Below are 12,086 nucleotides of genomic sequence, written 5' to 3' on the forward strand. Positions count from 1 at the left end.
TGTTGGGTGAGCATCTCTTGCCAAATGTTTCAAAATTTGTAATTCTACATCCATTGCCCTACTTACCTTTCAGGGTTTTCTTTTTTTATTCTTTTATTCAGAATAGCCGGAAAGTGACAGAAGAGGGGTATCTGATAGTGTAAATAAGGCTGCAACTGAGATATCAAAGAAATTTGAAGTACATCGTAGCCATAATACTAAAAGTACATTTAGGGAGGTATTTATAGAAAATACTGATCTTAATTGGGAAGCGCTAGAGATACGTAGAGAGCGAATAAATCCACCTAGAAATATCAGCAATTTAACAACTAAGTTAAACCAGAAAGTTGATTCTCCAGGTGAATTCAATAGAATTTTAGAACTATTAATAACATCAAGGGAAATGTCAAAAATTATAGTAGATATTCTGGAAAATAAATCAGAAAACGAACGAGATATTGAAGTTCAAAAATTACTTAACAGAATAGTAGCAGTAGATAATCTCAAAAATATTCTTGAAATATGGAAAGATAATCAAAATAATTCCTCCGAAGAATTTTGGCATAAATTTTTTGAAGAAAACTCACTTATGCTTGGACAAATTTTTTCTATACCAGTCACTATTTTTGGTTCTAAAGCTTATGTGGGTGGAAAAGGAATACATAATAGTGGTGGCAAAGTCATTGACTTTATTATGGTTAATAAACTAACACGAAACACAGCATTGATAGAAATTAAAACACCTACGACAAAACTTCTTGCTGGGAGTGAATATAGGTCTGAAGTCTATGCAAGCTCTAGTGAAATATCAGGTGCTATAAATCAACTATTAACAAGTCAAAATTCTTTAAGCCAAGATTATAATAGTCTTGTTCAGCATTCTCAAGAAAAATTTGATGTTTTTAGCCCTCAGTGCATTCTAATTGCTGGTAATGCAAAGCAAGAATTATGTAATAGTGACAAAAAGCGAACTTTTGAACTTTATCGGTCTAACTCTCAAGGTGTACAGATTGTTACTTACGATGAAGTTTTTGAAAAATTAGATACTTTAGTTAATCTTTTAGAAGGTAAATAATAATTTAGTTTGCTTTTCTTCTTCTTCTTTCCTTCTTTCTTCGTGTTCTTCGTGTCCTTCTCCCAAGAGGAGACGCTAACGCGAACGTGGTTCGTTAAATAAATCCATAACACAAAACGAAAAAAAAAGGATAAGCCCAAAAGCCTATCCCTAAAAAATCAATTAATCAACAAAGATTAGGTTCCAGAAGTCCAAGAATTGATGTACTCAATTTGATCTTTTGTCAAACTATCAATGAAAATACCCATAGCTTGTAATTTCAAGCGAGCAATTTCTTGATCAACTTCAACAGGAATAGAGTGCATACCAGGAGCTAAATTACCTTTATTCTTCACTAGGTATTCAACAGCTAATGCTTGGTTAGCAAAACTCATATCCATAACTGCGCTGGGGTGTCCTTCAGCAGCAGCTAGGTTAATCAAACGTCCTTGTCCGAGTACGACAACGGATTTACCACTTGTCAATTTATATTCTTCGGTGAAAGGACGGACTTCCTTAACTTCCTTAGCGTTAGCGGCTAAGTATTTCAAATCAAGTTCTAAATCAAAGTGACCGGAGTTACAAACGATCGCACCGTCTTTCATGGAATCAAAATGTTCACCACGAATTACGTGCTTGTTACCTGTCACAGTAATGAAGATATCACCAATAGATGCAGCTTCCGCCATAGGCATGACACGGAAACCATCCATGACGGCTTCAATTGCCTTGATGGGGTCGATTTCGGTAACGGTGACGTTTGCACCCATACCACGGGCGCGGAGGGCTGTACCCTTACCACACCAGCCATAGCCGACAACAACAACGTTTTTACCAGCTAACAAAATATTTGTAGCGCGGATAATACCGTCTAAGGTAGATTGACCAGTACCATAGCGATTATCGAAGAAGTGCTTGGTGTCTGCGTCGTTGACGTTCATGGCGGGGAAGGTGAGAACCCCATCGTTGAACATGGCGCGTAAACGAACGATACCTGTGGTGGTTTCTTCGGTGCTACCAATCAAATCAGCAATTTGGTGTTGACGGTTTTGAACCAATTCTGCTACCACGTCGCTACCGTCATCAATGATGATGTTGGGGCGATGGTCTAGGGCGATTTGTACGTGGCGGTTATAGGTGGCGTTATCTTCACCTTTTTGAGCAAATACGGAAATTTCGTGATCAGCTACAAGACTTGCGGCTACGTCGTCTTGAGTTGATAGGGGGTTACTTGCAATTAAAATTGCATCAGCACCACCAGCTTTTAAGGCGATCGCCAAATGTGCTGTTTCTGTGGTTACGTGGGAGCAAGCTACAAGGCGCAATCCAGCAAATGGCTTTTCTTTCTCAAAGCGATCGCGGATTTGCTTCAATACGGGCATTTCCCGTCCAGCCCAATCAATTCGTTGTCTTCCCAAGGGAGCTAGGGCGAGGTCTTTAACCTCGTGCTTTAATCTGGGAGTGGTTGCAGTCATTGAAAATTATCCTCAGAAAAATAAAAAGGTATACGTAAATTTTACGTACCTTACTACAATATTGTACTCCTTTCTAGTTTGACTCCACAGAAGTTTTCGGTCAACCTCATCCCCGATTTTATTTTTTGACTGATTTTTTGTTAAGAGTATGATCAGGCGCTCTATATCTGTTATCAAAAACAGATGAAGTAAACTGTCATCTATCGCAAGTTAGAAAGATTATCATAATTCAAATACTTGAGATAGCTACATTTACATAAGCCAGTCTTAGAGAATGCTCTAAAAGTAGCTGATAGTAAATTTTGTGCAAGGAGGTATTTGAGTGCGTTTGAAATTTTTAGCGATCGCCAAGGAAGTCCTGTTATCTAATTTTGCTTCTATTGAGCATAAACGGTTATTCTCAAACGAAAACTGTTTTGGTAATAGCCAGAAGAAAACCAATAATTTGCCCAGTTTAGGCGTATTTCATCCAGCCTTAAACTCAAAAATAAACCGCAAATCACCCAAAAATATTTTAGGTACAGGTGTGATATTGACAATAGCCAGTTCAATGGCAATAGGTATTGTTTCTATACCGAAAGCCTCTGCACAAATTCCCCTTTCGCCTTTTCTACAAACTCCTGGTACAAGTGGAGATAGTGATAATAGAACTATTTCTGGCTGGATTTATATAGACGGCTATCAGGTATTTCAAATAGCAGCGACAACAGGCAACTTTACCGAGCGTTCTCGCAATATCCAACAGAATTTAAATCAAATCCTCCACAACTATTTAAATTCAACTGAACCAGAAATTCAGATGGAAACCCGAACACTAAATGGACTACCAGTAATTTATATTAATGATCAATACTTGATGACCGTTACCACCGAAGATGCAAGATTACGACGAGAAGATCCAGCTGTATCGGCAATTCAAATTACCGAACAGTTAAAAAGAGCCTTGCAACGGGCTGGCACAGAACGCACAAGTGAGATTTTAATCAACCAAGCTCAAATTGCTGGTGGCGTGGGAATATTCATGATTGTGTTAAGTGGGGGAGTGTATTACTTCCAATGCCGTTCCCGTAAAAAGTCACAACACCCCATTTTACCGATTGCAGATAATGCTCAACAGCTGACAACCAAACTAAATCAACGGCAAGATCGAGACCTGAAGGAAGTCAAAAAAAGACTGTTTCAATTAACGCAAGCTGGAATTTGGGGAGGTGGAATTGTCTTCATTTTGGGACTATTTCCCTATACACGAGTAGTTCAAGTGGTAATTATTTCTGCTGCCCAAGTTCCTGTAAGATTGGGTTTTGTGTTATTGGGAATTTATCTAGGAATCCGTTTCACCTATGCTCTGATTGACCGCTTTACTTCTACTTTAATTAGTAGTGGTATTTTATTAAACTCAGAAACATCGAGACGGATGGAACTGCGAGTTTCAACTTTTTCTGGTGTGTCTAAAAGCATCGTTACCGGAATTTGGGTGGTAGTTGGTATTTTACTATCTCTACTTTCCTTGGGTATAGATATCGTTCCTTTATTAGCAGGTGCTGGCTTAGTTGGTGTGGCATTATCTCTAGCTTCCCAAAGTTTAATTAAAGATGCCATTAACGGTTTTCTGGTAATTGTTGAAGACCAATATGCTTTAGGGGATGTGATTACTGTCGGAGATGTGGGAGGCTTGGTAGAAAATCTGAATCTGCGGATTACTCAGTTGCGAGATGGGGAAGGGCGTTTAATTACGATTCCCAATAGTGAAATTAAAGTCGTAGCCAATCTTTCTAGCGGTTGGTCACGTTCTGATATAACTATTCCAGTGGCTTACCAAAATAACATTGATGATGCTTTGGAATTGCTTAAACAGGTAAGTGCGAAGATGAATGAAGATTCGTACTGGCAAAGTGTGATGGTTGCACCGCCAGAAGTTCTGGGAATCGATAATTTTGGCGATCGCGGTTCGATGATTCGGATCTGGATTAAAACACTCCCACTCAAGCAATGGGAAGTAGGGCGGGAGTTTCACCGTCGCGTAAAAATCGCCTTTGATGAAGCCGGATTTACTATTTCTGTACCTCAACACCTTGTTTGGCTAAATGAAGAAAAATCGCTGCATTCCCAAGTGAATGGGAAATCTAATTAGTTATTAGCCATTGGTCATTGGTCTTCCCCCGGCTTTTTCCTAGTGCCAATGACCAGCAAATTGCCTCTTGCTATTGTAGAACATTTGTACTATAATAGCTGTAGCGCTCACACAGCCTAGTGAAGAGCAAAACCTCTCTGCTAAAGAGTTCTGGAAGATGGATTTAAGGGTTAGTTCCATGATGAAGCATTATATTCTCAACCTCAATCCCACTGCCAAGCACGAATGGGATCGGTGTACTTTACGTGATCCTTTGACTGCGAAACGCCCGGATATTCCTCAATTAATCGCTGAAGCTATTGGTAGTAATGCTGGTAGTTATTTAGTGAGTGTGAATATCCAAGTCGAAGTTTTAGAACAAGCTGCTGCGTCGCCATCTGAACAACTTTCACTACCATTTTCAGAATTAAATACGTCCCCACTGCGAGAGGTAGCTTAAGAGGTGGGAATTAGGGGAATTGCGGAAAAAGCGAAGGCGATCGCTCATTTAGCATATCTGCGTAACCAGTCTGGTGTGGTAAATTAGCAGATAGATTAGCGATCGCCCATTAAATCTGTTCACTGATAACTGTTCACTGATAACTGATTTAATAGTTGAGCAATTTGTTGATTAATAGTGATTATATCAAAACGCTGACTGGCGATCGCCCTAGCATGATCAGCCATACTTGCAATCATATCCCTTTCTCTAACACAGATATTAATCACCTCTGCCAACTCCCCACTTTCTCCTGGTGTCACCAGAAAACCATTAACACCATTTTCCACTAATTCCATTGCACCCCCAGCCTCAGCAGCCACCACAGGCTTACCGCATAGCATCGCCTCAACAATCACTCTTCCAAAGGGTTCTGGAGAAGTTGAGGTGTGTGCTACTAAGTCACAACTTGCCATTAATTGGGGAATATCTTCACGAAAACCTAAAAATTTTACCCGGCTTTCCAGTCCCATTTCTTTAACTTGTTCATGCAATTGTTGGACGTAATCTTGTTCACCAAACAAGGCATCACCAACTAGAATTACTGTAACTTCTGGGGGACATTCAGATAAAGCTTGAATTAAAATATGTTGACCTTTCCAAGGTGCAAGACGGCTAAAATGTCCAACTACAAATTTGCCTTCTAAATCTAAGTCTTGCCTAATTTTGGCAACTTCAGATTCAGCAGTTTGATATTTTTGGCAATCAAAACCATTATACACAATTTCCGTAAGTTTGGCATTTCCTCCCCCTTGAATAAAAGCCGTTTGACTAGCTTGAGAATTAGCAATTACTAAAGTCGCAAAACCATTTGCTAAAGTAATAGCAATCCGCAGATTAGTTTGGCTGAAGTGTTCTGAGGAAAGAATATCATGTAAATGATAAACCAAAGGACGACCAGATAAAAAGCTAGCTAGTGCGCCAATTACAAAGGCTTTTTGAGTATTGGCGTAAATAATATCATATTCTTGAGCTATTTTTACTACTTTGATTAATAGTGGTATTAGTTGTCCCACACTCGCCAAAGATTGCAGTAAATTACTTTGTTTACGGACTTGAATTGGTTGATTTATTAACACTTGGACAGGGATATTATGCTGCTGGAGTAACTTTCTAAAAAGTCCATCGGCAAATAAGCCTACTAAAGCGCGATCGCCATAAGGTTTAGCAATATCAATTAAACACAGTTCTGCACCACCAGGTTTACCACTTTGATCTAAAAACAGGATTTTCATAATTAACGAACCGCAGAGACGCAGAGAACACAGAGTAATTAGAAAGAGGGAGGTTAAGCTAAGAGAACTTGCCGCACTTTTTGGGATATTTGTTGCCAATCAAAGTTATTAACTGCGTACTCACGGCAAGCTTTGCGTGTGGGAATTTCTAATTTGCCTAAAAGTATCTGGGCTAATTTTTCGGCAATGGCTGGGGCTTCAGTTGAATCAGTAATTAAGTCTGGGGAAAATGATGCTAAAATTTCTGGCATTCCCCCAATTGGAGTGCATAAAACTGGAGTTCCACAAGCTAAAGATTCAATAATTGCTAATCCAAACCCTTCAAAAGATTGGCTGGGCATAATTGTTAATTCCGCAGCTTGGTAAGCTATGGGTAATTGTGCATCAGGGAGAAAACCTAAAAATTTCACGTTGTTTTCTAACCCTAATTCTTGCACCTGTTGTTGTAATTTAGCTTGCAGATGACCACGACCAGCGATCGCTAGCCAAATATCAGGAACTTGTGGTTTAATTATCGCCAGCGCCTGTAATAATTTATCAATACCAACTCGCTGTACTAAGCGCCGAGATGTAAATAGTATAGGGCGATTTTCTGGCCAACCTAACTGCTGACGTGCAGTTTCTCGTGATAAATTGGCTTGAAACCAATCAAGATTCACTCCCCCAGGGATAATATGAATTTTATGCCAAGGTATTTGATACTGTTCATGTAGAATATTACCGAATGCCTTACTTAAAACTATAAAGCGATCGCAGCGATTATATGTACTTTGTTCTATTAACCTACGCTTCAAAAACAGACTAAGTTGATTATTAACTGTTTCTTGCTGACTTTCAGCAGCCCAGGGTCCATGAAAATTAAAAGTTATAGGTATGCCTTTGGGCAGAAGATCCAAAATAGGAAAGCTGTATAATGCAAAATGTAAATTAATTGCATCTAGTTTGCTAACTCGTATTTTTGGAAATTTCTGGCGAATAGATATCATTCTTTGCCAAATTGTCTGATCTGGATCAGCCAAATTAGTCAGCTTCATCACCCCATTTAATTCAGTAGCGGGTAAACCAACTCCACATAATTCCACTTGATCTCCATTAGCTGCTAACTTATGAGTTAGTTCATAAATATAGCGTTCTAATCCACCGGGAGTTTCAGGAAACCAGCCTATTCCCAGAGTGAGAATGGATGCAGAAGTTGAATTAAATTGATATTGTTTACTTTCCATCCACTTAGCTCCTAATATTATATATTGACAGAGGATCAATTAATTTGTCTCTGCACAGGATTTACGCAAAAACTCTGACTTCGATAAGCGCATTGACTACTTAAATCCTTATTCCTCTGTGTCCTCTGCGTCTCTGTGGTTAGTTATTCCATAATTTATACATAAGTCCTAAGCAATTTTAAGTGCTAGTTCTTACTCAGACGTAAAATAGTTGAGATTCATAATACTTATATCCTGTGATTATCTACATAATCAGTAATTTTTCAGTTTTATTCTGTAGATATTTCTAGAAAAAATCATTTTATAAACTATTTATATCACAGTGTCAATAAGTGTATATTTTCTGTGTAATTATTAAAATTATTTCCTCCTAAATTTACTTTTGGTTTTGGTGTTAATTGTTACATATTTTTATATTCATGAATCAGAAATAAATTAAATTTATATGTTTTTTAAGTGAAACTTTGATAAACATTAACTACCCATAAAGATTTATCTGTTATTACAGACATAGTATTATTTCATTACTGAAATCCCATGAGTTTTAATACATTCAATCAGCTAAGAAGATTCATTACTAAAAAAATCATGATTAAGTGTAAGCTTACGCACAGATGCCATTAAAATTTATTTATTTTCTGTTCATTTCTGTTTAATGAAAGTCATGTAATGTCAATAATTTCATCGCTGTAAATAATATGAAAAATCGAACTATAGAGCAATTTGGCGATTTTTACCAAAAATTATCTCAAAATATAAACAGGCTATCTCGAAATCAAAATTTTCAGAGGCTAAAATTTATTAATTTTGTCATAGTTATAGCTATAGCTATAATTTTTACTTCTCTGGAGGTTTCTGATTATGGCGCTAACAGCATTACTCCTCAGCCCAGATATCAAACCTCTTGGATTGGGAATACATTTCCTGGGGGTGAAAAGTGGGTACAAAATAATATTGAAGCCATGTATGTTGCCCCTAATGGCACAGTTTATACTAATAGTATTTGGGATGAAGCAGCTAGAGAAGCCGGAATATATAAAGACGGTGATGTGATTGGTAAATTGAGTGATACCCACGGTTGGAATCGTAATGGGGGAAAAGCTGTCACGGCCAATGATCAATATATTTATATTGCTTTGCGCCAAGGTTTTGTGAATCGCCAAGATCAAGACTATCCTCCAGAAGGGACAACTTGGTATTGCGTCAGACGTTATGATTTATCTGGGAAATCTGCACCTTTCTCAGCAGGACGTGGTTGGGATAAAAGTATGTTAATTGTCAGTAATAAGAGTGAAGTTACTGGTTTAGCTACGAGGGGAAACGAGTTATATGTAAGTGATAATGCTGCTAATCTTCTGCGTGTTTATAATACCGAAACGATGGAGGAAATCCGCAGTTTTACTGTTAATAATCCGGGGGGAATAGCTGTTAATAAACAAGGTATTTTGTGGATTATTCAACAAGGGAGTAATCCTAAAATTGTGAATTATTCACCCGAAGGAAAGCAGTTACCCCCAGAAATTACTAATATTATCGAACCTAGTGCGATCGCAGTTGATAGTCAAGACAGGGTTTTAGTCACAGAAAATGGACCTCGTCAGCAAGTGCTGATTTATCAAATTAAAGATCAGCCAGTACAGGTGGGTACTTTGGGTAAACCGGGAGGAGTATATGCAGGTGTTCCTGGTGAAGTGGAAGATTTAAAATTTTATGGTTTAACCGGAGTAGGTACAGATTCCGCCGGGAATATTTATGTCAATAGTAATGGTTTTAATAAATCAGGCACAGATTTACGGAAGTTTTCACCATCAGGAAAGCTGTTATGGCAATTATTGGGATTAATCTTTGTTGATAACGCTGATGCTGATCCTCAAAGCGATGGCTTAGATTTATTTACCAAACAAGAACAATTTTTGATGGATTATAGTAAACCAGCTGGTAAGCAATGGACTTACAAAGCCTACACTTTAAATCCTTTCAAATATCCCCAAGATCCACGTTTGCATACATCGCCAGATGCAACCTGGGTGCGTCGCATTCAAGGAAAACCCTTTGTTTTCCTCACAGATATGTATGAAAGCTTTTTACAAATTTATCGCTTCAATCCCAGTACAGATGGCAAAATTGCGATTCCGGCGGGAATGTTTGTGGGAACTCATGGAGGTGGGGGAAAATCAATTCCAGGAAATTGGCCGCCACAGCAACCAGAAAAAGGAGAATGGATTTGGCGCGATCGCAACAATAACGGTAAATTTGATCAGAGTGAATACGACCGCAGCCAAGATTATCCTTACATCGGGGGATGGTGGGTAGATAGTAAAGGAGATGTCTGGAAAACCTTGCGAACCAAAGACGGTATCCGACACTATCCCTTGCAGGGATTAGATACACATGGGAACCCTATTTACACCTATAGTTCCATGCAAAAGCAAGAAACCCCCAGCCTATTTACAGATTTGCGGCGCATCGAATATTTACCAGAAACCGATACCATGTATTTATCAGGTTTCACAGTGGATCATCCAGCCGTGGGAGATGACACTAAAGTTTTGGGTTCCGAAATTGTGCGGTTTGATAATTGGAGTCGAGGAAATAGAACTCCCCATTGGCGGATAGTAGTTCCCCACGATACTACAGGTAAACGCGAAGTTTCCACCGCCGCCATGAGTGTAACTAGAGATTATGTTTTTGCTGTGACATTCAAAACCGCAGAAGTATACATATATAATGCCAACACAGGGGCTTTAGTGAAAAAGTTAAAACCAGGACCAGAAGTTGCAGAGGAAAGTGGTTGGATTGATATTCCCTATGGGATTCGTGCTATGCGGCGATCTAATGGTGAATATCTGGTATTTGTAGAAGAAAATGCCAAAGCTAAAGTGATTATTTATCGCTTAAAGCTGTAAGTGGAAATGTTGCGCCCCAGAAAATTTATAGCATTTCCGTGGGGCGCGAGTCAATGCAGAAACCCTAAATACCTATTCTAAAAAAATTGGGGCGCTAATTTGGGGTTAATAATGCTTTAGTTGCTGACTCTCCGACTTTTTTCAAACGCCCCTTGATGCGGAACAGCAATAAACCTAAAATACTGGCGTGTCCCAAAAGTCCCAAGAAAGAAACCATGACACCTAAAGGAACACTATATGGCGATAACACTTGTAATGGTGCAAAAATAGAGAACAACCACAAGAAACTGTAGTTGCTGGTATTCCCAGATGAAACCAAGCCTAAAACAATTATTGGTAATAAAATGACCGCAGCCAAAACCGTATTAGTCCGTAATAATGTCTGCTGATGCTTCGTGAATAACAATATTTGGGCTAAAGCTGCATAAATTAGTAGTAAACTCAGTGTAAAAATCAAAGCTATAACAGCACTAATTTTGTAAGATGCAGGACTGAAAGACACAGCAATAAATACACTGATAATGGTGAAGACAATTAAAGCATTGATAGCGATCGCCAGGATAGCCGGACTTTTTTCACCCCAAATTAAATCTTTGATTAACTTTTGCTTACCTGGATTTTTTACACGATAAAAGTGTTGATATCTCGCCCAATCTTGTAGTGTTTGGTAATTAGGCGTGAGGGCAGCGATTAGATAGAGAAATAGCCCAAAGTTGATAAAGATTAAAGGTAATAAATTTTGATTACTTACTGAATTAGCACATCCTAACATAATCACTGTAAAGCTAGCAGTTAGGAAATAACTCTGCTTTTTACTCAACATCGTGGCATTAGTATCATGATAGCAACGTTCCAGAGATTGCCAAATAAAGTACGTGCCAATGCCATAAACTAATAAACTAAAACAAGTAGTCAGAACTAGACTATTACCTAATGGTAGACCGAACCACTGAAAATGAACAAAATTTAGTCCCCCCTCAGAATCAGGGATAAAATTTCCAGGATTAATTATGCTCAATCCTAGAAATATATTAAAACGTGGGAATATATTTTTTTGAGTAAATAGCAAAACCAGTCCAAGGAAGCCACTTCCTAACCAGGATTGAACACCACCTAGCCAAGAACCTACTAAGCCAAACAGTAATGCCGCACTATAATATAAAATGCTAGCACCCAATAAAACTACATAAAAAATCAAAGTTTGATATAAGGGAATTCCCATATTTAACCCTAACCATAAATGGAATGGGATTGCCAGAAAAATTGCCAGATATAATAATATTGGCACTCCTAAAATTTTACCTAATAGAATACTTTGATATGATTGGGGACTGAGACGAATAAAATTTATTGTCCCCCGCCGTTGTTCAGTAGCTAAATCATTTATGAGTAGATATGTTCCACCCATTAACATAGTCATAATTATGATAGAACTGAATAATTCATAATTATTACGAGACCATTCACCTGTGATCCAATTTACTAAAAATAGGAATTGAACCAGCAAAGATATGAATATTGGTAATAAGACATTGTGAATTTTTAATCTTCCTCTAACCTCTCTTAATAGTTGGGGGTTAAATTCACTGAATTTGGACGTAAGAT

The 12,086-nt window shown here is 38.2% G+C and carries 8 protein-coding genes; 4 read left to right on the forward strand and 4 right to left on the reverse strand.

Annotated elements, in window-relative coordinates; genetic code table 11:
• The first annotated feature begins 382 nt into the window (after positions 1-382).
• Positions 383-1,054, forward strand: coding sequence for a Shedu immune nuclease family protein (locus VB620_RS18855; RefSeq protein ID WP_323197691.1), 672 nt, complete (start codon positions 383-385; stop codon positions 1,052-1,054).
• Between the two features lie 176 nt (positions 1,055-1,230).
• On the opposite strand, the gene ahcY is transcribed toward VB620_RS18855, so the two are convergent.
• Positions 1,231-2,508 (reverse strand): adenosylhomocysteinase, encoded by a 1,278-nt coding sequence (gene ahcY, locus VB620_RS18860; protein ID WP_323197692.1) that lies wholly within the window; start codon positions 2,506-2,508, stop codon positions 1,231-1,233.
• Positions 2,509-3,058: 550 nt separating this feature from the next.
• Here ahcY and VB620_RS18865 point away from each other — a divergent pair.
• Positions 3,059-4,639, forward strand: coding sequence for a mechanosensitive ion channel family protein (locus VB620_RS18865; RefSeq protein ID WP_323197724.1), 1,581 nt, complete (start codon positions 3,059-3,061; stop codon positions 4,637-4,639).
• 178 nt (positions 4,640-4,817) lie between these two features.
• Complete coding sequence (locus VB620_RS18870) at positions 4,818-5,078, forward strand: hypothetical protein (protein ID WP_323197693.1); 261 nt, start codon at positions 4,818-4,820, stop codon at positions 5,076-5,078.
• 119 nt (positions 5,079-5,197) lie between these two features.
• Here VB620_RS18870 and VB620_RS18875 read toward each other — a convergent pair whose 3' ends face one another.
• Complete coding sequence (locus tag VB620_RS18875; protein WP_323197694.1) at positions 5,198-6,352, reverse strand: glycosyltransferase family 4 protein; 1,155 nt, start codon at positions 6,350-6,352, stop codon at positions 5,198-5,200.
• Positions 6,353-6,405: 53 nt separating this feature from the next.
• Complete coding sequence (locus VB620_RS18880; protein ID WP_323197695.1) at positions 6,406-7,575, reverse strand: glycosyltransferase family 4 protein; 1,170 nt, start codon at positions 7,573-7,575, stop codon at positions 6,406-6,408.
• Positions 7,576-8,273: 698 nt separating this feature from the next.
• Between VB620_RS18880 and VB620_RS18885 the strand changes: the two genes are divergently transcribed.
• Positions 8,274-10,481: an NHL repeat-containing protein gene (locus tag VB620_RS18885; protein ID WP_323197696.1), complete on the forward strand. Its 2,208-nt coding sequence runs from the start codon at positions 8,274-8,276 to the stop codon at positions 10,479-10,481.
• A 94-nt stretch (positions 10,482-10,575) separates the two neighbouring features.
• On the opposite strand, the gene VB620_RS18890 is transcribed toward VB620_RS18885, so the two are convergent.
• Positions 10,576-11,901, reverse strand: a complete 1,326-nt coding sequence (locus tag VB620_RS18890; RefSeq protein ID WP_323197697.1) for a hypothetical protein — start codon at positions 11,899-11,901, stop codon at positions 10,576-10,578.
• Between the last annotated feature and the right edge of the window lie 185 nt (positions 11,902-12,086).

Source organism: Nodularia harveyana UHCC-0300 (assembly GCF_034931085.1).
In the GTDB taxonomy this organism is placed as follows: domain Bacteria; phylum Cyanobacteriota; class Cyanobacteriia; order Cyanobacteriales; family Nostocaceae; genus Nodularia; species Nodularia harveyana.